This window comes from Citrobacter sp. R-1.5.2 (assembly GCF_035064245.1).
Taxonomy (GTDB): Bacteria; Pseudomonadota; Gammaproteobacteria; order Enterobacterales; family Enterobacteriaceae; genus Citrobacter.
Genome location: NZ_JASEYC010000010.1, coordinates 128,095 through 152,972 on the forward strand (window position 1 = coordinate 128,095; position 24,878 = coordinate 152,972).

The following is a 24,878-nucleotide window of genomic DNA, read 5'->3' on the forward strand; positions in this document are numbered from 1 at the left end:
GCAAATGCTCCCCAGAAATTAAGATGTGGGCTGGCTTTCTGAGATAGCGGCTGCTTTTTCGGCGGCGACGAAATTACGTGCCCGGCGCCAGGTCAATAGCACACCGGCGAAGTAAATGACGGCAATAACTGCAAACGCCACGACGTTTTGCCAGGTAAAGAGCTGAATCAGTAACCAGGTGATCGGCGAGCCCCCCTGGTCCAGAGAGGCGACCATTCCACCTGCTTTCAGTGCCCCGGCGTTGGCGGCAAGCTGAGTGTGTAAGCCGATGGTCTGGGTGGCGATCCATAAGGTGATGCCCATGATGATGACGCCAGAGATCAGCGTGCGGAACAGGTTCCCCTGATGAACGGCTACCGCCATTGCTACGAAAAACCCAATAGTAGCAAGATCACCGAAGGGCAGAACCTGATTACCTGGGACCAGGACGGCAATCAGAATGGTCAGCGGAATAAAGATCAGGCTGGCGGAAACCACCGATGTATGGCCGAGCAGCAATGCGGGGTCCAGACCAATTAAGAACTCCTGGCCGCCAAATTTCGCCTGCAGACGTTTACGTGCATGCTTCGCAATAGGCGTTAAGCCATCCATAATCGGTTTAATGACGCGTGGCATGAGCAGCATAACGGCAGCCGTTTTTACCGCCAGTTGCAATACTGCTTTGATGTCATACCCGGCTAACAAGCCGATCACTAAGCCCATAACAAAACCGACGGTGACTGGCTCACCAAAAGGACCGAAGCGTTTCTGTACATCATCAGCACTGAAATGAATGCGATTAAGGCCTGGGATTTTTTCAATGATCGTATCAACCAATACCGCTATTGGCCCCAGATAGGCTGATGAGCCGTGTGGGATGGCAATACCTTCGAGACCGAAAAAGTCGCGCGTGTCTTTCGCAAACCAGTCGCCAAGTTTGTAGACAAATGCGGCGTGAACGACAACGCCCAGGATGCCCAACCAGTATGAGCCCGTCGCCAGATGTAACATTGCGCCAGTGAACGTCATATGCCAGATGTTCCAGATATCGACATTGACGACCCGGGTCATTCGGGTGACCAGCATCAGGATATTGACCCCAATGGCGACAGGGATAGCAATCAAGGCGATCTGTGATGCCCATGTCATCGGTGATGAACCCGGCCAGCCAACATCAATGACATGCAGATTGATTTGAAACTGCTCCGCCATTGCTTTTGCGGCAGGCCCGATAGAATCCAGCATCAGGCCAATAACCAGGCCGATACCGACGAAGCCAATCCCAATATGCAGACCGGATTTAAAACAATCCCCGAGCTTCATCCCCAATAGTTTTGAGAAGATGATGATCACGAGCGGCAGCATGACAGTCGGACCTAAGTCGAGGATATAACGCATTATTTCGCTAAACATGGCGTCACCCCACGAGGATAGTCAGTATTTTTTGCTGCAACGCTTCGATACCCACGCCTGAAACAAAAGGCATGCCGTGGACCACAGGTATATCACCAAAAGTACGGTCAACACGGGCGGTAGTACAGATAAGATCTGCACCATCCATATAGGTTTCGATTTCCGTTACACGGCACTGAACCAGGTCGAGTTGGATATTGTTGGCTTCACACAGTTCTTTAATTTCTTCTGCTGCCATTGTTGAAGTTGCTACAGCACCGCCACACGCCACAATTACTTTACGTTTCATAGGGTATTCCTTTTATTATCAGTTTGTTATCAAGCCTGCGCGCAAGGCTCAGACTCAAGGATTTTTTCCCGAAAGAGCATTGCCAGTTCAGCCTCTGGCGCATTCAATAATGCTTCAATGGTGTTCGGGTTTTGCAGCTCACTGAACAGGCGACGTAACAGCTTTAGCTGAGCCGTCGGGTTCTCAACGATTAAGGCAATAATTAAAGAGACCGCTATCTCTTCATCATCATCTGCCTGCTGAAAGTTGACAGGCGTCTCTGGGCGAATCAGATAGATAGCTGGCGATTTTGCATGAATGGCTTCACAGTGCGGGATCGCAACGGCGTGACGTTCCAGCGCTATCCCGGTTGGGAATGTGGCTTCACGTTCAATTAAGGCCTGCGGGTAGCTTTCATGCACGACCCCTTTGGCCAGCATCTCCTCCCCAATGTGTACCAGCGCATGCTGACACGAGCTAAAGTTTATTCCGGTTCGGACAAAGAGTTGGCTCATATATTCTCCAGATTTCAGGCGATGACTGGTGCGCAGCCAAAGCGATAGGCACGCAGAACGTCCTGGATTTTGTCGATAATCAGATTATGGGGTGTAGCCGTGAGCGTACCTTCTGACAGGCGCTCAAACTGCACGGGCATAAACTGGCTAATTAACCCCAGCGGTAATGCCACACCGTTCAGGTTGGCAATTAACTTTTCCACGCTTTGACGAATGCGCGGATGAGGCCAGTAGTAGCGAATACGGTCAGACAAGCTGAAGTGAATATCGACCATCGCCTGGCTCCAGGTTGGGCGATAGTATTTTTTCCAGTAATCCGGCTCATTCAGCATGACTTCATCAATCACCTCCAGCACCCGGCTCCGTTGTTCCGGAGAGATCAGCTCATTTTCCATTTGCGCCAGCGCAAAAATAGCTTCGCGAAGGGCGAAAGTCAGCGCGGGACCTACTTTCAGAATCGCATAGTGGTCACGTACCAGGTCACGATAGGCTTGACGGGTTTGATAATCGGTGGAGTGCGCCTCATAGACCATCGGCGTCTCTTTGATCCAGGCAGAAAGCGCTTCTGCGGCTTGTGGTTGATAGTGAATGATCTGTGTGTGATCAAACTCCACGCCTGGCTGGACGACAATGGCGATCACACGGGTTAATGCGTCTTCAAGCCCTAATGCGCGAAAAGCGACCTGGTGTGTTTCCAGGGTACGGGCAGCATCTTCTTCGCGGGTAACATGTACGGTACCAATAGTACTGGCTTCTCCGCCAGGTACAGGAACTTCTGTCCCTATAACGTAAGTTAGTTGGCGTTTCTGTTCTTCAGTGGCTGTTGCTTCTGCGGCCTGGCACAGTACAGCGGCGCGCTCGGCGACAATCATCGGATCCAACGGTGTGGGATCGTCAGCACAGGACATAGAGGCATCAAGATGGATTTTACTGAATCCAGCGGCGACATAAGCTTTAATTAAATCAACGGATTTCGCCATCGCCTCTGCTGCCGGTTCATTTTGCCAGCAGTTAGGACCGAGGTGATCGCCCCCGAGAATCAGTCTTTCACGAGGGAAACCGACTTGTTCTGCAATGTTATACACAAAGTCACGGAAATCGGCAGGCTTCATCCCGGTATAGCCGCCAAACTGATTGACCTGATTTGATGTCGCTTCGATCAGCACTTTACTGTCTGTATTGAGATCAAAACGTAATGCGGATTCAATCACCAGCGGATGGGCTGAACAAACAGAACAAATTCCCAAATATTCACCCGCTTTATGACGAGAGATTATTTCTTTCACTTCTATCTCCGATATCTTTTGTTTATCTTCATAATATTTTTGGATTGAAGGCAAAGGGTAAAAGCATCTTTCGTGATCCAGCTTTAAAAACAAACCTTTGTCAGCACCCGTGCAATTCAAATTAATGAAGGACTTACAGCTTTCCTTCGCAGCCGCAGTCGGCGATGACTTTACGTACCACCTCTTTCATCGCCGCTTTTGCTGGCACCATGTAGTGCCGTGGATCGTTCGCATCGGTGTGGGCGCTCAAGTAGTTTTTGAGTGCGTCAGCAAAGGCGATTTTGAGTTCGGTAGCGACGTTGACTTTGCAGATCCCGAGGGCGATTGCGCGTTTAATATCCTGAGGGGGCAGGCCGGAAGCGCCATGTAAAACCAAAGGAATATCAACGCATTGACGAATCTCTTCTAACCGTTCAAAGTCCAGTTTTGGCTCTGCGGTGTACAAGCCGTGGGCAGTGCCAATGGCGACTGCCAATGAGTCGATACCTGTTTTTTCTACGAACTCTCGAGCCTGCTCAGGGTGGGTATAAAGTGCATCCTTGCCATCAACGATCAGGTCATCTTCTTGCCCACCCAGGCGTCCCAGTTCTGCTTCAACGCTGGCGTCATAGCGGTGGCAGTAATCCGTCACGCGTTTGACTAACGCGATGTTATCGGCAAACGGTAAATGGGAGCCGTCAATCATGACAGAGCGAATCCCTGAGGAGACTTTTGCTTCAATATCGCTGACGCTTTCATGGTGATCGAGATGAATTGCCAGGGGGAGGTTCCAGCTTCTGGCCAGCTCGCTGGCGATAGCGACTATATTACCGACACCAGCGTAGTTAAAAGTACCTGGCGTTCCGGCGACGATCAACGGAGAACGTAGCTCGGCAGCCGTTTCTACGACAACCTGTAAGGTCTCGAGATTGTGGATGTTAAACGCGGGGACGGCGTAACCTTCTTGTTGAGCCTTCTTCAGCATTGTTTTGCTTGAAATGATAAACATACTTCCTCCGAAGTCTTTCGATTTCTTTCTTCGAAATAAAGTATAGGGTTTCGTAATGTTTTTTTGTGATTTTGATCTGAAAAATGAAAGTTTCGAAAGTAATGGGAGGGTTGCGAAAGTTTATGACAAAAAAAAGAGCATGCCCGAAGACATGCTCCTGAAGAAAAAACAGTGAAAAATCAGGTTACCGGTGCCGGGTTAAATACCGCCAGCTGGTTATGTAATCCCCACTGATCCGAGAAGGTTTTCTTACGCCCGCTGGCCACGTCGAGAATGAACTCGAATAGCTTCAAACCTACCTCTTCGATGGTTTCTTCTCCGGTCGCGATGGTACCTGCGTTGATGTCCATCAGATCAAACCAACGATTAGCCAGTTCAGTGCGTGTCGCCATTTTTATCACCGGAACGGCCATCAGACCGTACGGCGTACCGCGACCGGTGGTGAATACCTGTACGGTGATGCCGGAAGCAACCTGCTGAGTTCCACAGACAAAATCGCTGGCGGGGGTAGCAGCGTATATCAGACCGCGTTTGGTTGGACGCTGACCCGGCGACAACACTTCGACAATCGCGCTCTTGCCAGACTTGGCAATGGAGCCCAGCGCTTTTTCCACCACGTTTGCCAGACCGCCTTTCTTGTTGCCCGGAGAGGGGTTAGCGCTGCGGTCAGTTTTCCCCATATCGAGATAGTTGTCGTACCAGGCCATCTCTTCGAGCAGGCGTTTGCCCACCTCTTCGTTAATTGCCCGCGGGGTCAGAAGGTGGATGGCATCTCGCACTTCGGTCACTTCCGAGAACATCACGGTCGCACCGCAGCGAACTAACAGGTCGGAGGCAAAACCGACTGCTGGGTTGGCCGTTACGCCAGAAAACGCATCGCTTCCGCCGCATTGCATGCCGACTACCAGCTCAGAAGCCGGACAGGTTTCGCGCTGGCGCTGATTGAGCTTTGCCAGGTGGCGCTCAGCGACCTGCAAAATGTCTTCTACCATGGATTTAAAACCAACGTGTTTTTCATCCTGCAGGCTGACGATACTGGCGCTGTCTACCGAAATACTTTTCACATCGTGAGTACCTTCCAGCAGGCGCTCGGGCTGGAGTTTTTCGCAGCCAAGGCCGATGACCATGACTTCACCGCCGAAGTTTGGGTTCAGCGCAATATTGTGAATTGTACGAATCGGCACGATGGCGGCTGGGGCATTGATAGCCACGCCGCAGCCGTACAGATGATTGAGTCCCACCACGCCGTCGACGTTCGGATAGTTGGGCAGCAGATCGCGCTCAATGATTTTCACGACATAATCCACCACGCCCGCCACGCAGTGCACGCTGGTGGAGATGCCGAGCAGATTCTTGGTGCCGACGCTGCCGTCAGCATTGCGGTATCCTTCGAAGGTATACCCCTCCAGCGGCGGCAGCGGTTCCGGGACTTTGGTTGCCAGCGGCAATGTTTCCAGCGGCGGCGCTTTTGGCAGTTCAACCATAGATTCATCGATCCAGCTGCCGCGTGGGATATCGCGAACGGCGAAACCTATTACTTCACCATAGCGGACGATTTCGCCATGAGCAGGAATATCTGTTAGTGCCACTTTATGGCCCTGGGGGATATGCTCTATCAGCGTCAGTCCATCCGGAAAACGTGTCCCGGCTTTCAGACCATTGTCATTGACAATAATCGCCACATTATCTGTGTCGTGTACTTTAATATAAAACGCCGTTGGCGATTCTTGTCTAATTTCGATGTCGGCCATTGTCCAGTATTCTCCAGCCAGGTGGTGGTAATAATTGTATGGGTGTTGTTATATTGAAGCTAATTAAAAGCAATAAAGACCTGGTATTGTGAAATAAGAATGTCAGGAGATTAAACCTGAGAATGTGACCATGATCACTTAAACTCAGGTACACCACGCCGCCAGAGGTGGCAATACGTAAATGTGTGCATTAGCGCCCATGCTTATGTGCATCCGCCCAAGAGAATATTCTAATGACTTTTCTTTAGTGAGCATTTGCACAATGATTAACCTTGTCACGCTGATTATACTAAATCACGGTTTCATAGCACCTGATAAATTATTGCGTATTTTTATTGGCGGTAATTAATTATTAAAATGCCTGCCAAATAATAATAAAAGACATGTGCCTGAGGTAACCCGAGGTAAATAGTATGATACTGGATACGGTTGTAGAGAAAAAGAAAGGCACGCACACTCGTTATTTAATATTGCTGATAATCTTTATTGTTACGGCCGTTAACTATGCGGACCGTGCGACGTTGTCTATTGCCGGTACGGAAGTGGCGAAAGAGCTACAGCTTAGCGCCATATCAATGGGTTACATTTTTTCGGCTTTTGGCTGGGCTTATTTGCTGATGCAAATCCCCGGCGGATGGCTGCTCGACAAGTTCGGCTCGAAGAAAGTCTACACTTACAGCCTGTTTTTCTGGTCGCTGTTTACCTTCCTGCAGGGATTCGTGGATATGTTTCCGCTGGCCTGGGCGGGTATTTCAATGTTCATCATGCGTTTCATGCTGGGCTTCTCTGAAGCGCCGTCTTTCCCGGCTAACGCACGTATTGTGGCCGCCTGGTTTCCCACAAAAGAGCGCGGCACGGCATCGGCAATTTTTAACTCCGCGCAGTACTTCTCCCTGGCATTATTTTCCCCGCTGTTGGGGTGGTTAACTTTTGCCTGGGGCTGGGAGCATGTCTTTACCGTGATGGGGGCGATCGGCTTTGTACTGACCGGGCTGTGGGTGAAACTGATCCATAACCCGACCGAGCATCCGCGTATGTCGCAAGAAGAACTGAAGTTTATCTCTGACAACGGCGCGGTTGTGGATATGGATCACAAGAAGCCGGGCGATGCGGCATCTGGTGGTCCTAAGCTGCATTATATCAAGCAGTTGCTGACTAATCGCATGATGTTGGGTGTGTTCTTCGGACAGTATTTTATCAATACCATCACCTGGTTCTTTCTGACCTGGTTCCCGATCTATCTGGTGCAAGAAAAAGGCATGTCGATCCTCAAGGTTGGTCTGGTGGCTTCTATTCCTGCGCTGTGCGGATTTGCCGGTGGCGTGTTGGGTGGGGTGTTCTCCGATTATCTGATTAAACGCGGCTCCAGTATTACTCTGGCGCGTAAGCTGCCAATTGTGCTCGGGATGCTGCTCGCGTCGACCATCATTCTGTGTAACTACACCGATAATACCACTCTGGTGGTGGCGTTGATGGCGCTGGCGTTTTTCGGAAAAGGCTTCGGCGCGCTGGGCTGGCCGGTGATTTCCGATACTGCACCGAAAGAAATAGTCGGTCTGTGTGGTGGTGTATTTAACGTATTTGGCAACGTCGCGTCCATCGTAACCCCGCTGGTGATTGGTTACCTGGTGAGCGAGCTGCACTCATTTAATGCTGCGCTGATGTTTGTAGGATGCTCGGCGCTGATGGCGATGGTTTGCTACCTGTTTATTGTCGGTGACATTAAACGTATGGAATTGCAGAAATAAACAAAGGTATAGGCGATGAATAACACGATATTTCCGAACAAATTTAAAGCGGCCCTCGCGGCGCATCAGGTGCAGATTGGCTGCTGGTCCGCGCTGGCCAATCCAATCAGTACCGAGGTATTAGGCCTGGCAGGCTTTGACTGGCTGGTGCTGGATGGTGAGCATGCACCGAACGATATCTCGACGTTTATCCCGCAACTGATGGCACTGAAAGGTAGCATCAGCGCACCGGTTGTGCGTGTTCCGACTAATGAGCCAGTCATTATCAAGCGTCTGTTGGATATTGGGTTTTATAACTTCCTGATCCCGTTTGTTGAGACCGAAGAAGAGGCGGTAAACGCCGTAGCATCTACCCGTTATCCGCCGGAGGGGATTCGTGGTGTATCCGTTTCCCACCGCGCCAATATGTTCGGTACCGTGCCGGACTACTTTGCCCAGTCGAATAAGAACATCACCATTATCGTGCAGATCGAAAGCCAGCAGGGTGTCGATAACGTTGATGCCATCGCTGCGACCGACGGCGTAGACGGTATTTTTGTTGGTCCGAGCGATCTGGCTGCAGCATTAGGTCATCTCGGGAATGCTTCCCACCCTGACGTACAGAAAGCAATCCAGCACATTTTTGCCCGCGCGAAGGCACACGGCAAACCCAGCGGCATTCTGGCCCCGGTAGAGGCGGATGCCCGTCGTTATCTGGAGTGGGGCGCGACATTTGTTGCCGTTGGCAGCGATCTTGGCGTATTCCGCTCGGCCACACAGAAGCTGGCTGACTCCTTTAAGAAATAACCACCATCGACAGTAGAGAGAGATAGAGATATGACAATGAAAGTTGGTTTTATTGGCCTCGGTATTATGGGTAAACCAATGAGTAAAAACCTCCTCAAGGCAGGTTACTCGCTGGTGGTTGCTGACCGTAACCCACAAGCGATTGCGGAAGTCATCGCCGCAGGCGCAGAAACCGCCGCCACGGCGAAAGATATTGCCGAGCAGTGCGACGTGATTATTACCATGCTGCCGAACTCCCCGCATGTGAAAGAGGTCGCGCTGGGTGAAGGTGGCATCATTGAAGGGGCGAAACCGGGCACCGTACTGATCGATATGAGTTCCATCGCACCATTAGCCAGCCGCGAAATCAGCGACGCGCTGAAAGCGAAAGGCGTGGATATGCTGGATGCACCGGTGAGTGGCGGTGAACCGAAAGCCATTGATGGCACATTGTCGGTGATGGTTGGCGGCGATAAAGCGATTTTCGACAAGTACTACGATCTGCTGAAAGCGATGGCGGGCTCTGTCGTGCATACCGGCGAAATTGGCGCGGGTAACGTCACCAAGCTGGCGAACCAGGTGATTGTGGCGCTGAATATTGCGGCAATGTCTGAAGCGCTGACCCTGGCGACCAAAGCGGGCGTGAACCCGGATCTGGTATATCAGGCGATCCGGGGTGGTCTGGCAGGAAGTACCGTACTGGACGCGAAAGCGCCGATGGTTATGGACCGCAACTTCAAGCCAGGCTTCCGTATTGATCTGCATATTAAGGATCTGGCGAACGCACTGGACACTTCTCATGGCGTAGGCGCACAGCTACCGCTGACTGCTGCGGTCATGGAAATGATGCAAGCGCTGCGCGCTGACGGGCTGGGAACGGCTGACCACAGTGCGTTGGCATGTTACTACGAAAAACTGGCGAAAGTGGAAGTCACTCGCTAACAAGAAGGGCGCGGATGCGCGCCCTGTATTTCTTGCCTTGCGCGGCACAGTCAGGCTACATAACTATGAAAATCGTAATTGCCCCAGACTCTTATAAAGAAAGCCTGTCTGCCTCCGAGGTAGCTCAGGCAATAGAAAAAGGATTTCGGGAAGTTTTTCCTGATGCGCAATATGTTTCTGTTCCGGTTGCTGATGGCGGTGAAGGGACAGTGAAAGCGATGATAGCCGCGACGCAGGGGACTGAACGTTCAGCCCTGGTGACGGGGCCTCTGGGCGAAAAAGTGAATGCCTGCTGGGGCATGTCCGGTGACGGTAAAACCGCGTTTATTGAAATGGCGGCAGCCAGCGGCCTGGCGTTGGTTCCTCCTGAGAAACGCAATCCATTAGTGACAACATCTTGTGGTACCGGAGAGTTAATTTTGCAGGCGCTGGAAAGCGGCGCGAAAAGTATCATTATCGGCATTGGCGGCAGCGCGACCAATGACGGCGGTGCGGGTATGGTGCAGGCGCTGGGGGCAAAACTCTGTGATGCCAACGGTACTGAAATCGGTTACGGCGGCGGCAGCCTGAATTGTCTCAGTGCCATCGATGTTTCAGGGCTGGATCCGCGCTTAAAAACCTGTTCAATCCGTGTCGCCTGTGATGTGACGAATCCTCTGACGGGCGATACTGGCGCATCCCGCATCTTTGGGCCGCAGAAAGGGGCGACAGAGGAACACATTGTTGAGCTGGACCGTAATCTCTCCCACTATGCCGATATCATTAAAAAATCGCTCAGGGTGGATGTGAAAGACGTGCCTGGCGCAGGAGCTGCTGGTGGTATGGGGGCCGCGTTAATGGCTTTTTTAGGCGCGGAGCTGCGCAGTGGTATCGAAATTGTGATTCAGGCGCTCAATCTGGAAGAACATATTCACGATTGTACGCTGGTGGTCACCGGTGAGGGACGTATCGATAGCCAGAGTGTGCATGGCAAAGTGCCGATTGGTGTGGCAAATGTGGCGAAGAAGTACCACAAACCCGTAATTGGTATTGCCGGTAGCCTGACACGCGATGTGGACGTGGTACATCAATATGGTATTGATGCGGTGTTTAGCGTATTAACCCGGATCGGCACGCTGGAGGACGCTTTCCGCGGGGCATCGGATAATATTTACCGCGCTTCAAGGAATATCGCTGCCACGCTGGCAATCGGAATGCGTAGTGCGGGGTGACAAAGACGCACGAACCCTCTATACTGCGCGCCGAAGCTGACCAGACAGTCGCCGCTTCGTCGTCGTCCTCTTCGGGGGAGACGGGCGGAGGGGAGGAAAGTCCGGGCTCCATAGGGCAGGGTGCCAGGTAACGCCTGGGGGGGAAACCCACGACCAGTGCAACAGAGAGCAAACCGCCGATGGCCCACGTAAGTGGGATCAGGTAAGGGTGAAAGGGTGCGGTAAGAGCGCACCGCGCGGCTGGTAACAGTCCGTGGCACGGTAAACTCCACCCGGAGCAAGGCCAAATAGGGGTTCACAAGGTACGGCCCGTACTGAACCCGGGTAGGCTGCTTGAGCCAGTGAGCGATTGCTGGCCTAGATGAATGACTGTCCACGACAGAACCCGGCTTATCGGTCAGCTTCACTCTTTATAAAACCCCGCTTCGGCGGGGTTTTTGCTTTCTGGGCAGGCTAAATGAATGGCTGTCCACGACGCTATGCTCAAAATAACGCGTCTTATTGGTCAGCTTCAACTTCGTCTAAAACACTACATTAGTGTCTCTCTGGCCTTCATCGGTGAAAATGTGACACAGACGAGGCACACCAACGGCAGTTCCATCCCGAATATCCTGAAGCGTGGCAACCGCTACTGCCTTCATTTCCGACTTCCTTCAGGTGGCTTTTTTTACATGTCCCTGGGCTGCGATTCGGCCAGTGTGGCAACAGTATTTACACCTTCACCTACGCCACCAGGTCGAAGCATTGCCCGTACAGCAAAACCTTTGATGCTTCACAAAGTGAATCAAAAATCAGGAAATATTCACTCTGAAAATTATTTAAAACATAGTTTTACTTTAAGTGAAAACAATTTCCTGCGTGTGGATGTTATTTGTACAATGCGTGCTGTATGTGAATTAATGCACTGTAAGTAGAGGGAATTATGGCTAAGGGATACATTCTTCATATGTACGATCCCACCACTTGTGGCGGTCGTGTACTGGAAGGAGCACCAAACAGAAGAACCAATGGGACTTCTGTTGCCCGGATGGGTGACCGGGTATCATGTGGTAAAGATGGCAATACTTACCGCATTGTCGGTGGCATTGGATGGATTAAAACGGATGGTCGCCTTGTGGCAGGCAGTCTGGACAGCTTCAGCAGTTGCCCCTGTAATGCAAAAATCATCCCGCAAATAACCGTACAAACCTATGAATCGCGCAGTGATTCCAGAACGTCGGCACCAGTAACAGCAACCACACCGCCGACAATCGTTTCCTCAAGTTCATCACCAGCGGCTAGCCCCGCTGCACTGCTGCCTGTCCCAGTCTTCGCTAAATCCCGCGAGCGTGGCTCAGGGAATACTGATGCAGGGAAGCAACAAGAACCGCATACTAATTTTGCAGAGATGGGCCTTTTCCGGGCAGCGCCTGCTGTTGACGCCGTAACAGATTCAGATGCCCCACAACACGCACAAACAGCAAAGAAAAAACCACAAGCCCCGGAAGATATTCCAAAACCGAAAAAGCGAAGCGCCCTGTATAAGTGGCTCAACGGCAATCAGAAGAGGTGCAATATCAGGCCGCAGTCGCAGCCGCTGCCAGTGCGACCAGAGCACAAACAGCCACCGCAGGTGCTGGCGTTCTGGAACAAGTTGCCGGGCGATTTGCTACATATGGAACATGGGCTGTACGAGGTGCGGAAATTGCCGCTGGTGGCGCTGGTGCCTCCGTTGCCGGATTCTTAGTAGGCATGATGCCTGGCAAACTCAATGAAGGAGAACAGGACTTCATCGACCGTATGCGGCTTGCACAAATGCGGGAAGCCCCTACGCGTGTTCGCTATTCGTGGGAGAATGACACCAACGGAAATCCCGTACCGCGTGGATATCACACGCCACCGGGTAAAGATATGGTGCGAGTCCGTAAGATGGAATGGGACCGCCGCTATGAGGCTTACACTTTCACCACTGAGGAAGAAAACCCCGTTACCCTTATCTGGACCCCGGACAGTTCGGGAGTTGACACTCCATCAAACACAGGCAACCAGACACCGCCAAGGCTACCGGGAACCATCCTTGTTAATCCGTTACCCGATGGAACACAGATCAGCAGTACGACAACCCCTGCACCGGATGAGAAAAATTTTGCGGATTACATTCTGATCCTTCCGGTATCAGATATCCCACCGATTTATATCTACATTCGAAACAATCCGGGACAAGTCACAGGCAAAGGCCAGAAGGTCACAGGCACCTGGTTAGCTGATGCGAATCAAGGCAACGGATCACCGATACCATCTCAGATTGCCGATAAACTGCGTGGGCGTACATTCTCCAACTTTGATAGATTCAGGGAAGCGTTCTGGCTAGAAGTTTCAAAAGACCCTGAATTGAGCCAACAATTTAAACGAGGAAACTTGGGAAATATTCGGGCAGGTAAAGCTCCAGCGCCAAGAGAATCTGAACAAGTTGGTGGCAAAATAAAATACAATATCCACCATATCAGGCCGATAAGTGAAGGTGGTGAAGTGTACGACGTCGACAACATGGGCGTAGTAACGCCAAAACGCCACATTGAGATCCATCGAGGTGAGTAAGTGAGCAGCATTAACGACTATACAGAAAGTGAATTTTTGGAATTTGTCCGTAAGTTATTCGATGTAGCGAATACTTCTGAAAGCGAAGACATTAAAAACATATTGGAGTTTAAGCGCTTGACTGAACACCCTGACGGATCGGACCTCATTTACTATCCCCGTGATGACCGCGAAGATAGTCCTGAAGGTGTTGTTCAAGAAGTCAAAGAATGGCGTAAAGCCAATGGAAAACCCGGCTTTCGAGATGAATAAGTCGCAAATTTTTGAGGCGAAGATGTTATGCCCCTGTTGTGAGCTGTTCGAGTTTAGCGGAGAGGGAAGTTTTGAATTATGCCCTGTCTGTGACTGGGAAAATGATTCAGTTCAGAGCAGTGATCCTGATTATGCTGGTGGAGCTAATATCATGAGCTTGAACGAAGCGCGCGAAGCATTCCGGCAAGGTCGAAAGGTAGGGTAACCCTGCTTTGGCAAATTCAATCTGTGAGTTGAACGGCTGGGTTTTGCCCCGGCCTTTCTTTTGTCTGTTAACCTGCTTTATCTGCCACACAAAGTGCGATACAGTCTGCGACACAAGACAACTCCAGCGCCGTAGATGCCTGACGTACAGTTGAACGAAGCCGCCTTATCGGTCAGCTTCACTCTTTATAAAACCCCGCTTCGGCGGGGTTTTTGCTTTTTGGGCAGGCTAAATGAATGACTGTCCACGACGCTATGCTCAAAATAACGCGGCTTATCAGTCAGCTTCACTCTTTATAGAACCCCGCCTCGGCGGGGTTATTGCTTTCTGGGCAGGCTAAATGAATGACTGTCCACGACGCTATGCTCAAAATAACGCGGCTTATCGGTCAGCTTCACTCTTTACAGAACCCCGCCTCGGCGGGGTTTTTGCTTTGTGAGGCGTAGCCCACAGGAAGGCATCGTTCTATCCGTTGTAACATAAATTATGTTCCCTCTTTTGAATCACACCCTTCTACTTTATCCATATCAGAAATGCCCGTTTTTGGCGTGATAAATAGGTGTCTTTAAATTACTCATAATTGTTAACATTGAAGCAACACCATCAACAAAAAAGTACATTATTAATAAACGATCGTCGTGATTTTTTTCCTGATTATTTTAGTGTCGCCTTTGCTTTATTCAGGTCGAATAAAAGGGGACAGAGTCAATTACTAATAAAATGGTTAAAAAATGAGCAAAAGTACCTCTCAAAAAAAATTGATTCATTATTATTTTTGATTGTTGTCACAATAATGGACATTTCTATTCATAACAATGGCCCACGAATTCAGTACGAATTTCCACTTATTGCAAAATTTTAAATTAATAGGAAACCATTATGGGAACAGTAAGCTCAGGCTCTGCTCATAAAATGGGAGTCATTGCCCTAACGTTAGTGACCGCATCAAATATGATGGGGTCTGGCGTATTTATGTTGCCAACTAATCTCGCAGGAATAGGCTCCATCTCAATATGGGGATGGGTATTTACCATCATCGGCGTTATTGCACTTGCATTAGTTTTTGCTAAAACCAGTCTAATTACACCTCGTACCGGCGGTATCGTTGCTTATGCCAGTGATGCCTTTGGCCCATTCATTGGGTTTCAGACAACAATGTGCTATTGGATCAGTGCATGGGTAGGTAACGTTGCATTATTGGTCGCAGGTGTCGGCTATCTCAGTTTCTTTTTCCCAGAGCTTAAAAATCCAACTTACGGTTGTATTGCCGCAATTATTATTCTGTGGGCATTTGTTTTCCTTGCTAGTTTTGGTGCCAAAGTTGCAGGGCGGGCACAATCGTTTACCGCAACCTGCGGGTTAATTGTAATTTTAGGCGTAGGATTTATTGGGTGGTTCTGGTTTAACCCGTCGCTCTATACTGAAGTTTATAATGGAACGGGTCATAGTGATTCCTCAGCAATAATTTCTGCTGCGTCGATTGCGCTATGGGGCTTCCTTGGTATTGAATCTGCAGTCGTTTCTACCGGCCAGGTCGAAGATCCTGAACGTACGGTTCCTCGGGCTACCGTTATGGGATTATTAATCGCTTCCGTATGTTATGTCGGTAGCTGCACCGTTATTATGGGGTTAGTACCACATAACGTTCTGGTAGATTCAGCCGCACCTTTTGCTGATGCCGCACGCTATATGTTCGGTAATACGGCAGGGAACATTGCTTCCGCACTGAGCATCATTGCCTGCTTTGGTTCCATTTCAGGTTGGCTGATACTTCAGTCAGAAGGCCCGCGCGCAGGTGCTCAACAAGGACTTTTCCCGAAATTCTTTGAAGAAACCAACAAGCAAGATGTCCCGATGAAAAGCCTCATTTTTACCGGTGTATTAATGAGTATTGTCTTGCTTTTGACGGCATCTCCGAATTTGGCGAAGCAATTCCAGGCCGTAATCTTAATGTCGGTGTTTGCTTCACTTCTGCCATATATGTATGCCCTGATTTCGCTTCCAATTATCCTTGTCTCAAAGAAAGCCAATCGTGGAAGATCGTTTATGTTTTACTGCACGTTGGTTGTTATTGGCATGATTTACTGCATTTTTGCTTTGCTTGGTTCTGGCAGCGATTCCATATTCTGGGGCATCTTGATGATGATGGTAACCATTCCATTATTCTCTTTTGTTGCCGCCGGACGTAGTAAGAAAGGTCAGGATATTCTTTATTTAGATAAACGTATCTAAACGTATCCAACTGTATTGGTTTTATCCACGGGAGTTTAAAATGACATTATCTATTGTCGATCAGAATAAGCTCGATGCTTTTTGGTCATATTGCGTAAAAAATCAGTATTTTAATATAGGTTATCCGGAGTCAGCCGACTTCGATTACACGATACTGGAACGGTTTATGCGTTTCTCCATAAATAACTGTGGTGACTGGGGGGAGTATTGTAATTATTTACTGAACTCGTTTGATTTTGAAAAAGAAGTAATGGAGTATTTCGCCAGGATTTTCAAAATCCCATTTGAAGAAAGCTGGGGATATGTTACCAATGGGGGGACTGAGGGTAATATGTTCGGCTGCTATCTGGGGCGTGAACTGTTTCCAGAAGGTACGCTTTATTACTCGAAAGACACTCATTATTCCGTTGCAAAAATTGTTAAGTTGTTGCGCATTAAATCAAGTCTGGTGGAATCACAGCCGAATGGTGAGATGGACTATGATGATTTGATTCGTAAAATTCAACGCGATAACGAAGAACATCCGATTATTTTTGCAAATATCGGGACAACCGTTCGTGGCGCTATTGATAATATTGCTGAGATCCAACAACGGATTGGTCAATTGGGTATCAAACGTGACGATTATTATCTACACGCTGATGCTGCGCTGAGCGGTATGATTTTGCCGTTTGTGAACGATCCGCAACCTTTTAACTTCGCTGATGGTATTGATTCTATCGGTGTTTCCGGCCACAAAATGATTGGCTCGCCTATTCCCTGCGGCATTGTGGTAGCGAAAAGGAAAAACGTTGACCGGATTTCTGTCGAAATTGATTACATCTCTGCACACGATAAAACCATTTCTGGTTCTCGTAACGGCCACACACCGCTAATGATGTGGGAAGCGATTCGCAGCCATTCCTGGAGCGACTGGCAACGCCGCATTGAACATAGCCTGAATATGGCGCAGTACGCAGTCGATCGCTTACAGGCTGCGGGTATTGATGCCTGGCGCAATAAAAACTCAATTACCGTGGTTTTCCCTTGCCCATCAGAAGCCGTCTGGAAGAAGCACTGTCTGGCCACCTCCGGTGATATCGCTCACCTGATTACCACTGCCCACCACCTTGACTCCAGCAAGATTGATGAGCTGATTGACGATGTCATTGCCGACCTGAACCAGCAGGCCGCATGAAGAAAGGGCAGTGATAATCATCACTGCCCTCAGGAGCGCCGCAACCGATGCCGAGACCAATCATTATCGGTTGCGTCTGTCAGGCTCTGTTCTTACAGAGCCTGCAACGAGATTACCGCTTTACCGATGGGTTGTAACGACAAACTTTGGCCCTGAACATGCGCGGGAGAAGTCCCGTTCATCTCACCATGATCTATTAAATGAGGACTGGCATGGATAAATGTTGCGCGAAGACAAACCAAATGGGCCTGCTTGCGCTGACCATGATGACAGCATCAAATATGATGGGTAGCGGTGTGTTTATGCTGCCTGCCACGCTTGCGAGAATAGGTTCAATCTCTGTCTGGGGATGGGGACTCGCGTTTTTAGCGATTGCTGCCCTGGCACTCATTTTCTGCAAAATGAGTGAGTTATTTCCGCGCAATGGCGGCATCATAGCCAGTATTACTGCCAGCTTTGGCCCCTTTATCGGCCTACAAATGACATTGTTCTATTGGTTGTCAACGTGGATTGGCAACTGCGCGCTGCTGTTAGCCGGCGTGGGATATCTCTCTTTCTTCTTCCCGGTATTACACAACCCACTTTATGGCACGACGGCATGCATTGTGCTGCTTTGGTGCTCTGTTCTTTGGGGATTACGTGGCGCAAAACGGGTTGGCTATATGCAAATGTTCACGGGCAGTTGCATGGTGCTGGTGATCCTCAGCATCGGCGTCATGGGCTGGGGGCATTTTGACGTTGCTCGTTATCAGGCAGCCTGGAACCTTAGTGGCGTCAGTGATCATCAGGCAATCATTAACGCGGCCACCATCTCATTATGGGGTTTTCTGGGGATTGAATCTGCATCTGTCTCGTTTAGCCAAGTGAAAAACCCACGCCGCACTATACCGCTGGCCACCTTGTTAGGGTTGGGGCTCGCTGGGTTATGTTATGCCAGTTCAACCAATGTCATGATGGGGCTGCTCCCCCATGATGTGCTGATGAACTCCTCCTCTCCTTTTGCCGATAGCGCGAAAGCCATGTGGGGCAGTACGGCTGGGGCGATTATTTCAGCCATGGTTGTTATCGCTTGCCTCGGTGCGATGCCAGGTTGGCAAATCCTGCAAACGGAAGTGCCCAGGGCTGCGGCGGAAGATAATTTGCTCCCTGCTTTTTTTGCCCGTACTAACCGCCATGGTGTTCCCTGGTGTGGGTTAGTTTTTACTGCAGCGCTGATGACTGCACTCCTGCTATTCACATTGTCGCCAAATCTGCAGAACCAGTTCCAGAGCGTGATTACCTTGGCCATCTCTGCCAGCTTACTCCCCTATGCATTTGCTGCAGTATCACTGCCGGTCATGATGGTTGTTCATCGCCGGGGAGGAGATGCCAGTTTCTGGACTTATTGCTGCCTTAGTCTGGTTGCGTTGAGCTTTATTGCGCTGGCGTTAATGACAGAGAGTGCCTCTACCGTGGTATGGGGAATTATTTTACAGATGATTACCATCCCTCTTTACCTTCTTTATGTTGCCCGGCGCCATCGCCTGAACAAGGGTGTCCCGCAGCACAATTTGACTGAACAATCTTTTTCTTTATTAAGCAAGGAGTTGTCATGAGCAAAATTCAGGCCATACGAGGTATGCGCGATGTGCTGCCTGACGAAACACCAATGTGGCAGTGGCTGGAGCGTAAATTTCATCAAATGGCGTTTCGTTATGGATACCAGGAAATGCGTCTGCCGCTCCTGGAACCCGTTGCGCTCTTTGAACGTGCGGTGGGTGAAGCGACCGATATCGTCTCAAAAGAAATGTACGACTTTACCGATAAAAGCGGCGAGCATATTACCTTGCGTCCGGAAGGAACCAGCGGATGTATGCGGGCGGTCCTGGAAAATAACATGTGTTACAACAAATCACAGCGTTTGTGGTATCAGGGACCGATGTTTCGTTACGAGCGTCCGCAAAAAGGGCGGTTACGCCAGTTCACGCAGTTTGGCGTCGAAGCCTTCGGAATGTCCGGTGCCGATGTTGATGCTGAACTGATCTTTATGGTGCGCGATCTATTTGAAGATTTAGGCATATCACAGAACGTCCGGCTGGAAATTAACTCATTAGGGACGCCGGAAGAACGCCAGGCACATCGCAGGGAACTGGTGAGTTGGTTTACTCAACATAGAGACGTGTTGGACGAAGACAGCATCAAGCGCCTGGACGTAAACCCTCTGCGTATCCTTGATAGTAAAAACCCTGAAATGCAAGAAATGATAGAAAATGCACCACGTTTACTGGATTTTTTGGGAGATGATTCACAGCGGCATTTCAATACGTTGCGGACTCTGCTCGACAATGCCGATATAACCTATCACATTAACCCACGACTGGTGCGCGGGTTGGATTATTATTCACGCACTGTTTTTGAATGGATTACCGATGACTTAGGTTCTCAGGGGACAGTCTGCGGTGGTGGTCGTTATGATGGTCTGGCTGAGTTATTTAATGGTAAGAAATTGCCCGCCTGTGGGTTTGCCATAGGTATCGAACGATTGTTGCTTCTGCTGCAGACTGTTTATGACGGCCTGAATCCTCAGTGGCAATTCCATCCTGATGTTGTGATTACCAGTGAGCTGGAGGATGGAGGCATACAGGTGCAAGTGCTGGCTTGCGCGCTTCGTCGAGACTTGCCTGGTCTACGTGTCCTCACTGATTGTAGCGGTACCAAACTTAAACGACAGCATCAAAATGCCCTTAAGAGTGGTTGTCGTTTTATTCTGACCATTAATGCTGATCAACAAATTCGTCTTTGGGATTTACAAAATAACCAGCAAAATTTACTAGCGATTCAAGATATTGCATTACGACTTGATGAGCTTAACCAGAAATAAATGAACTGGGCTATCAAAAGGGTATCTTGTTGTCTTTTGGTAGCTCCTGTAAGATTCTTTAGAAATCGTAATATATTAACAGACGTGGCTTATGCACTAATAAAAAACACTATTTAGCCCACTTAAAGATTATTTACACATTATTCCTATGCCACGAAAAAACCGATTATTTATCGATGGAATTCCTCACCTCGTGCAATTGTGCGGGCATAATGATGAAACTATTTTTAAAGGTGAAGAAGATTACCAGTATTTTTATCAATGCGTCGATACCGCAATGAGTATCTATGCAGTAAAATTACATGCGTATTCACTTTCATCAAAGAAAATATTTTTATTTCTGTCCGCTCCTGATAAAGAATGCCTCGGGCGTTTTATGCAATATATCGCCAAAGGTTACACCCACTACTTCAACCACCGTCACCAGCGTCATGGTACGCTATGGGATAGTCGATACAATTGCTGCCCCGTCGAACCCAATGCCTATTTTTTGCTGACAAAAAAATACGTTGAATGCCATTGTGTAGATGAAACTCCTCATCATAGTTTTGCTGATTCCCCCGAAGTGCGGATCACTCCCCATGAGGAGTACCTGCGCCTCGGAGAAAATGCAGCGCAGCGTTCAGGTGCCTATCAGCGCTTTTGCCTGGGGATGATTGTTCCAGCAGTCATTACGCGTATTGAGTCATCTCTGGTGCAAAACTGCCTGCTGGCAACGACGCCTTACTCTCAGTCACTGGAAGAAAAATATCAGCGAAATCTGCGGCCACGGAAAAGTGGGCGCCCACGTAAGCATTACCAGAACCCCGCCGCGGACTGGGAGTGGCTGGAAAAAAAAGCAGAGTATTTATTGCAGCAGTATTGCTACAAGGAGATCCGTATGCCGCTTCTTGAAAGGTTGGAAGAAAACGCTACGAGGTCTTTTTCCGGTGAAAGTGATGAGCTAATGCTTAATCATCAGGCGTTATTTCGTGGCGATGGAACGATGGGATGTCTACGGCTTTTATCGCAATATCAGAATTTACAAATTGGCACACGATTATGGTATCTGGGGGCAATGTTCCGTCGTCAGAACCAACAGAACATCAGCCAATTTCATCAATTGGGTGTGGAAGCGTTTGGCTATCCAGATATCGGCATTGAGATTGAACTTATTTCCTTACAATATGATTTTTTCAAATCGCTACAACTGTTGCCGTTTGTCGAACTCAAAATTAATTCATTAGGCAATGTAGAGGAATTCACTCAATTTCGCCGTCACTTGCAGCAATACTATCAGCCGCTGGCATCACTGCTGAATGCCAGGCAACTAGCTTGCCTGGAGCAACATCCTGAGCGTTTACTGAGTGATAAAGATAATTTGATGCTGCGGCTGGCAGAAAAAGCGCCGCAACTTGAAGCATGCCTGTCATTACAATCCCGCCAGCGTTTTACGCATCTTTGCGACTCACTGACTGCACTGAATATCCCTTTTACCCACGATAAAAATCTCTTCCCCGTAAATGACTATAACGACCAGCTTTTCGAATGGTATGCGGATTCATTGCATCATAATAAATTGCTGTGTCGGGGCGGGCGTTACGACAATAGCGCCAGTAGGTTAATTGGGCATCCTGTCTCTGCATGCGGTTTCGCTTTCATGCTGGAACCGATTATGCAGTTGCTCACCGCTACGAAAAAAGGCAGCGATTACGCTAAGCATGTCGATGTTGTCATCATACCCAGCCAGGAACGGGCACGGGATCAGGCAATACTGCTTGGTCGCCGACTCAGGCGAAATTTCCCGCATTTGAGCATTGTCAATGATTGCTCCATGCTACGCTTATCAACCCGGCAGAAGAATGCGCAACGCCAGGGGGCACGTTTTATTTTGCTTATCGACGGTAGCGACAATGAGGTCACTTTTTGTGATGAAGAAAACCATTGCTGGGTGCAAATCCCCCTTCATGAAGTGACAGCGCATTTAAGTATGGCGTTAATGATGTAACCCGATAGGGCGCAATGAGCAATGACCTTCCTTTTATTGACGGGGATAACGTTCTTTATCTGGCAAAAGGCACTGGTGGATATTTCCCGTTTTGTGACAAGCAACACAAAACGCTGTGCGATACGTTTTTCTCGAGAATAAATGAACGCAATCGATCGCCATCACAAAATTACTCGCTGATAAATCGTACAAAATCAGTGTTAATGTAATGTTGCATATGATAATTTTATGTATTGTTTAATTTAAATATTAATAAATGCAATGTTTCTTTACAAACAAATAAGGCGAATAAATGTGATGCATGGCGTTATTTATTCATGGTTACAATTAAAATATAATTAAATTTGATAAGTTGCTTATTAAATTTAAGCAGCATTTTGCCGGATAATTGCTCTGTAATTGATTGAAATATAGCCTTTCACGATTTTTGGAAATAGCGAAAAAAACAGGTGTGTTATTGCCATAAAATTCCGTTATCCCCCCATCTTTTTTTGATTAAAGTCAGGTTAAAGTGAGATTGTGTTTTTATAATTCATTGATTACAAAGTATTTTATTGTTTCATAATAATCTTACAAAATGTAAGTGAAGGGGATTTGTGAGTGGTCGCACATATCCTCGATTGCTTAATTTGGTACACTTCCTGCCGTCAACAAAGTAATTAACGCAGGTCGATATGAATACTATTACTCTCCCTAAAACACAGCATTTAGTGGTCTTTCAGGAAGTCATTAGAAGTGGTTCTATCGGCTCGGCTGCAAAAGAATTAGGTTTAACTCAACCCGCTGTCAGCAAAATCATTAACGATGTTGAGGCTTATTTTGGCATTGAGTTAGTCGTACGTAAAAATACCGGAGTGACGCTGACCCAGGCAGGTCAGGTGATGCTTTCATGGTCTGAATCCATTACCCGCGAAATGAAAAATATGGTTGATGAGATGAACAGCATGACCAGCAACGCGGTCGTTGATGTGTCGTTTGGCTTTCCTTCACTGATTGCCTTTACCATCATGTCCGGCATGATTAAAAAATTCAAAGAAGTGTTCCCGAAAGCGCAGGTTTCTATGTATGAAGCTCAGCTCTCCTCCTTCTTACCGGCGATTCGTGACGGGCGTCTGGACTTCGCCATCGGTACGCTAAGTGATGAGATGAAACTGCACGATCTGCACGTCGAGCCGCTCTTTGAGTCAGACTTCATCCTGGTTGCCAGCAAGTCCCGAACATGCACCGGCATCACCTCGCTGAGCGCGTTGAAAAACGAACAGTGGGTGTTGCCACAAACGAATATGGGGTACTACAGCGAACTTCTTACCACGTTACAAAATAATGGCATCAGCAGTGAAAACATCGTTAAAACAGACTCTGTCGTTACGATTTATAATCTTGTTCTCAATGCTGATTTCTTAACAGTAATTCCCTGCGATATGACCACACCGTTTGGCTCAAACCAGTTTATTACTATCCCGGTAGAAGAAACCTTACCTGTCGCGCGTTATGCCGCCGTATGGTCGAAAAATTATCGAATTAAAAAAGCAGCATCTATTTTGGTGGAATTAGCCAAAGAATATTCATCATATAATTGTCGGAGACGAAGGCAATTAATTGAAATTGATTAAAGATTGAATTTGTTTTAACACAAAATAAACGCCATCTGTCTATATCTGACAATGGTCACGGCTATCTATTTACTTTAATACCCTAGTAAGAGGTTCTAATGCACATTACATACGATCTCCCAGTTGCAATTGAAGATATCCTCGAAGCGAAAAAAAGACTGGCGGGGAAAATTTATAAAACGGGAATGCCTCGCTCTAACTATTTTAGTGAACGTTGCAAAGGGGAAATTTTCCTCAAATTCGAAAACATGCAGCGTACCGGCTCATTTAAAATCCGTGGTGCTTTTAATAAGCTCAGTTCATTAACCGAAGCCGAAAGACGTAAAGGTGTGGTGGCGTGTTCTGCGGGTAACCATGCGCAGGGCGTTTCTCTCTCCTGCGCTATGCTCGGTATCGACGGCAAAGTGGTGATGCCAAAAGGCGCGCCGAAATCTAAAGTAGCGGCAACCTGCGATTACTCCGCAGAAGTTGTGCTGCACGGCGATAACTTCAACGACACTATCGCGAAGGTCAGCGAGATTGTAGAAACTGAAGGCCGTATCTTTATTCCGCCATATGATGACCCAAAAGTGATTGCCGGCCAGGGCACTATTGGTCTGGAAATTCTGGAAGATTTATACGATGTCGATAACGTGATTGTGCCAATTGGCGGTGGCGGACTGATTGCGGGTATTGCCGTAGCAATTAAATCTATCAACCCAACAATTAGAATTATTGGTGTGCAGTCTGAAAACGTTCACGGCATGGCGGCATCTTTCCACGCTGGAGAAATAACCACGCACCGAACGACCGGCACCCTGGCGGATGGTTGTGACGTCTCTCGCCCGGGTACTTTAACGTATGAAATCGTTCGTGAGTTGGTAGATGACATTGTCCTGGTCAGCGAAGATGAAATTCGCAACAGCATGGTGGCATTAATTCAGCGAAATAAAGTTGTGACTGAAGGTGCCGGCGCGCTGGCATGCGCAGCATTATTAAGCGGGAAATTAGATAGCTATATCCAGAACAGAAAAACAGTCAGCATTATTTCTGGCGGTAATATCGATCTTTCTCGTGTATCCCAAATTACTGGTTTAGTTGACGCTTAATATACTTCGTTGAGGATAGGA

At 48.5% G+C, this 24,878-nt stretch carries 22 protein-coding genes and 1 other RNA gene; 17 read left to right on the plus strand and 6 right to left on the minus strand.

Features of this window, described 5'->3' with window-relative positions:
* Nucleotides 1-18: 18 nt before the first annotated feature.
* From QMN38_RS17765 to garD, 6 genes are all read right to left on the minus strand, one after another.
* Entirely contained in the window at nucleotides 19-1,392 is a 1,374-nt protein-coding gene (locus QMN38_RS17765) for a galactitol-specific PTS transporter subunit IIC (protein WP_202037659.1), read from the minus strand.
* A gap of 4 nt (nucleotides 1,393-1,396) precedes the next feature.
* On the minus strand, nucleotides 1,397-1,681 hold the full coding sequence (gene gatB, locus QMN38_RS17770) for a PTS galactitol transporter subunit IIB (RefSeq protein WP_003828616.1): 285 nt from the start codon (nucleotides 1,679-1,681) through the stop codon (nucleotides 1,397-1,399).
* A gap of 29 nt (nucleotides 1,682-1,710) precedes the next feature.
* Nucleotides 1,711-2,175, minus strand: a complete 465-nt coding sequence (gene gatA / locus QMN38_RS17775) for a PTS galactitol transporter subunit IIA (protein WP_323605484.1) — start codon at nucleotides 2,173-2,175, stop codon at nucleotides 1,711-1,713.
* Nucleotides 2,176-2,189: 14 nt separating this feature from the next.
* Nucleotides 2,190-3,461, minus strand: a complete 1,272-nt coding sequence (gene gatZ, locus QMN38_RS17780) for a tagatose-bisphosphate aldolase subunit GatZ (RefSeq protein WP_323605485.1) — start codon at nucleotides 3,459-3,461, stop codon at nucleotides 2,190-2,192.
* Between the two features lie 133 nt (nucleotides 3,462-3,594).
* On the minus strand, nucleotides 3,595-4,449 hold the full coding sequence (locus tag QMN38_RS17785; RefSeq protein WP_271456272.1) for a tagatose bisphosphate family class II aldolase: 855 nt from the start codon (nucleotides 4,447-4,449) through the stop codon (nucleotides 3,595-3,597).
* 179 nt (nucleotides 4,450-4,628) lie between these two features.
* Nucleotides 4,629-6,200 carry a galactarate dehydratase gene (garD, locus tag QMN38_RS17790; RefSeq protein WP_271440721.1) on the minus strand — a complete coding sequence of 524 codons (1,572 nt, stop codon included), beginning with the start codon at nucleotides 6,198-6,200 and terminating at the stop codon, nucleotides 4,629-4,631.
* A gap of 413 nt (nucleotides 6,201-6,613) precedes the next feature.
* Here garD and garP point away from each other — a divergent pair, with 413 nt between their 5' ends.
* The 17 genes from garP to tdcB all read left to right on the plus strand — a co-directional run bounded on the left by garP (nucleotide 6,614) and on the right by tdcB (nucleotide 24,857).
* Entirely contained in the window at nucleotides 6,614-7,948 is a 1,335-nt protein-coding gene (garP, locus tag QMN38_RS17795) for a galactarate/glucarate/glycerate transporter GarP (RefSeq protein ID WP_271449041.1), read from the plus strand.
* Nucleotides 7,949-7,963: 15 nt separating this feature from the next.
* Entirely contained in the window at nucleotides 7,964-8,734 is a 771-nt protein-coding gene (garL, locus tag QMN38_RS17800) for a 2-dehydro-3-deoxyglucarate aldolase (RefSeq protein WP_271454111.1), read from the plus strand.
* 30 nt (nucleotides 8,735-8,764) lie between these two features.
* Nucleotides 8,765-9,655: a 2-hydroxy-3-oxopropionate reductase gene (gene garR / locus QMN38_RS17805; protein WP_271456270.1), complete on the plus strand. Its 891-nt coding sequence runs from the start codon at nucleotides 8,765-8,767 to the stop codon at nucleotides 9,653-9,655.
* A gap of 65 nt (nucleotides 9,656-9,720) precedes the next feature.
* Complete coding sequence (gene garK, locus QMN38_RS17810) at nucleotides 9,721-10,866, plus strand: glycerate 2-kinase (RefSeq protein WP_323605487.1); 1,146 nt, start codon at nucleotides 9,721-9,723, stop codon at nucleotides 10,864-10,866.
* Between the two features lie 32 nt (nucleotides 10,867-10,898).
* An RNA gene (gene rnpB, locus QMN38_RS17815) (RNase P RNA component class A) lies at nucleotides 10,899-11,275 on the plus strand.
* A gap of 52 nt (nucleotides 11,276-11,327) precedes the next feature.
* Nucleotides 11,328-11,780, plus strand: coding sequence for a hypothetical protein (locus QMN38_RS17820; RefSeq protein WP_323605488.1), 453 nt, complete (start codon nucleotides 11,328-11,330; stop codon nucleotides 11,778-11,780).
* 8 nt (nucleotides 11,781-11,788) lie between these two features.
* Nucleotides 11,789-12,592, plus strand: coding sequence for a PAAR domain-containing protein (locus QMN38_RS17825; protein WP_323605489.1), 804 nt, complete (start codon nucleotides 11,789-11,791; stop codon nucleotides 12,590-12,592).
* A gap of 5 nt (nucleotides 12,593-12,597) precedes the next feature.
* Nucleotides 12,598-13,443: an S-type pyocin domain-containing protein gene (locus QMN38_RS17830; RefSeq protein ID WP_323605490.1), complete on the plus strand. Its 846-nt coding sequence runs from the start codon at nucleotides 12,598-12,600 to the stop codon at nucleotides 13,441-13,443.
* Nucleotides 13,444-13,695 carry a bacteriocin immunity protein gene (locus QMN38_RS17835; RefSeq protein WP_149608060.1) on the plus strand — a complete coding sequence of 84 codons (252 nt, stop codon included), beginning with the start codon at nucleotides 13,444-13,446 and terminating at the stop codon, nucleotides 13,693-13,695.
* Nucleotides 13,688-13,900 carry a CPCC family cysteine-rich protein gene (locus QMN38_RS17840; RefSeq protein ID WP_271440714.1) on the plus strand — a complete coding sequence of 71 codons (213 nt, stop codon included), beginning with the start codon at nucleotides 13,688-13,690 and terminating at the stop codon, nucleotides 13,898-13,900. Before QMN38_RS17835 ends, QMN38_RS17840 begins: the two co-directional genes overlap by 8 nt.
* A gap of 879 nt (nucleotides 13,901-14,779) precedes the next feature.
* Entirely contained in the window at nucleotides 14,780-16,132 is a 1,353-nt protein-coding gene (gene hdcC / locus QMN38_RS17845) for a histidine-histamine antiporter (protein WP_005131726.1), read from the plus strand.
* A gap of 40 nt (nucleotides 16,133-16,172) precedes the next feature.
* Complete coding sequence (locus QMN38_RS17850) at nucleotides 16,173-17,309, plus strand: histidine decarboxylase (protein WP_005131724.1); 1,137 nt, start codon at nucleotides 16,173-16,175, stop codon at nucleotides 17,307-17,309.
* A gap of 212 nt (nucleotides 17,310-17,521) precedes the next feature.
* Nucleotides 17,522-18,904: an amino acid permease gene (locus QMN38_RS17855; RefSeq protein ID WP_323605491.1), complete on the plus strand. Its 1,383-nt coding sequence runs from the start codon at nucleotides 17,522-17,524 to the stop codon at nucleotides 18,902-18,904.
* Nucleotides 18,901-20,169 carry a histidine--tRNA ligase gene (gene hisS, locus QMN38_RS17860; protein WP_202037669.1) on the plus strand — a complete coding sequence of 423 codons (1,269 nt, stop codon included), beginning with the start codon at nucleotides 18,901-18,903 and terminating at the stop codon, nucleotides 20,167-20,169. The genes QMN38_RS17855 and hisS overlap by 4 nt, the downstream gene beginning before the upstream one ends.
* A 148-nt stretch (nucleotides 20,170-20,317) precedes the next feature.
* Nucleotides 20,318-22,156 (plus strand): ATP phosphoribosyltransferase regulatory subunit, encoded by a 1,839-nt coding sequence (locus QMN38_RS17865; RefSeq protein WP_323605493.1) that lies wholly within the window; start codon nucleotides 20,318-20,320, stop codon nucleotides 22,154-22,156.
* Nucleotides 22,157-22,830: 674 nt separating this feature from the next.
* Nucleotides 22,831-23,769 carry a transcriptional regulator TdcA gene (gene tdcA / locus QMN38_RS17870; protein WP_003828596.1) on the plus strand — a complete coding sequence of 313 codons (939 nt, stop codon included), beginning with the start codon at nucleotides 22,831-22,833 and terminating at the stop codon, nucleotides 23,767-23,769.
* A 98-nt stretch (nucleotides 23,770-23,867) separates the two neighbouring features.
* Nucleotides 23,868-24,857 carry a bifunctional threonine ammonia-lyase/L-serine ammonia-lyase TdcB gene (gene tdcB / locus QMN38_RS17875; protein ID WP_137382486.1) on the plus strand — a complete coding sequence of 330 codons (990 nt, stop codon included), beginning with the start codon at nucleotides 23,868-23,870 and terminating at the stop codon, nucleotides 24,855-24,857.
* Nucleotides 24,858-24,878: the final 21 nt, after the last annotated feature.

Bases quoted from the DNA above. Each gene is read 5' to 3' on its own strand.
- QMN38_RS17855 (WP_323605491.1), top strand. From the start codon at position 17,522: ATGGATAAATGTTGCGCGAAGACAAACCAAATGGGCCTGCTTGCGCTG.
- hdcC (WP_005131726.1), top strand. From the start codon at position 14,780: ATGGGAACAGTAAGCTCAGGCTCTGCTCATAAAATGGGAGTCATTGCC.
- tdcA (WP_003828596.1), top strand. From the start codon at position 22,831: ATGAATACTATTACTCTCCCTAAAACACAGCATTTAGTGGTCTTTCAG.
- tdcB (WP_137382486.1), top strand. From the start codon at position 23,868: ATGCACATTACATACGATCTCCCAGTTGCAATTGAAGATATCCTCGAA.
- QMN38_RS17865 (WP_323605493.1), top strand. From the start codon at position 20,318: ATGCCACGAAAAAACCGATTATTTATCGATGGAATTCCTCACCTCGTG.
- QMN38_RS17830 (WP_323605490.1), top strand. From the start codon at position 12,598: ATGATGCCTGGCAAACTCAATGAAGGAGAACAGGACTTCATCGACCGT.
- QMN38_RS17765 (WP_202037659.1), bottom strand. From the start codon at position 1,392: ATGTTTAGCGAAATAATGCGTTATATCCTCGACTTAGGTCCGACTGTC.
- gatA (WP_323605484.1), bottom strand. From the start codon at position 2,175: ATGAGCCAACTCTTTGTCCGAACCGGAATAAACTTTAGCTCGTGTCAG.
- garP (WP_271449041.1), top strand. From the start codon at position 6,614: ATGATACTGGATACGGTTGTAGAGAAAAAGAAAGGCACGCACACTCGT.
- QMN38_RS17825 (WP_323605489.1), top strand. From the start codon at position 11,789: ATGGCTAAGGGATACATTCTTCATATGTACGATCCCACCACTTGTGGC.
- garR (WP_271456270.1), top strand. From the start codon at position 8,765: ATGACAATGAAAGTTGGTTTTATTGGCCTCGGTATTATGGGTAAACCA.
- garL (WP_271454111.1), top strand. From the start codon at position 7,964: ATGAATAACACGATATTTCCGAACAAATTTAAAGCGGCCCTCGCGGCG.
- hisS (WP_202037669.1), top strand. From the start codon at position 18,901: ATGAGCAAAATTCAGGCCATACGAGGTATGCGCGATGTGCTGCCTGAC.
- garK (WP_323605487.1), top strand. From the start codon at position 9,721: ATGAAAATCGTAATTGCCCCAGACTCTTATAAAGAAAGCCTGTCTGCC.
- gatB (WP_003828616.1), bottom strand. From the start codon at position 1,681: ATGAAACGTAAAGTAATTGTGGCGTGTGGCGGTGCTGTAGCAACTTCA.
- garD (WP_271440721.1), bottom strand. From the start codon at position 6,200: ATGGCCGACATCGAAATTAGACAAGAATCGCCAACGGCGTTTTATATT.
- QMN38_RS17850 (WP_005131724.1), top strand. From the start codon at position 16,173: ATGACATTATCTATTGTCGATCAGAATAAGCTCGATGCTTTTTGGTCA.
- QMN38_RS17820 (WP_323605488.1), top strand. From the start codon at position 11,328: ATGGCTGTCCACGACGCTATGCTCAAAATAACGCGTCTTATTGGTCAG.
- QMN38_RS17840 (WP_271440714.1), top strand. From the start codon at position 13,688: ATGAATAAGTCGCAAATTTTTGAGGCGAAGATGTTATGCCCCTGTTGT.
- QMN38_RS17785 (WP_271456272.1), bottom strand. From the start codon at position 4,449: ATGTTTATCATTTCAAGCAAAACAATGCTGAAGAAGGCTCAACAAGAA.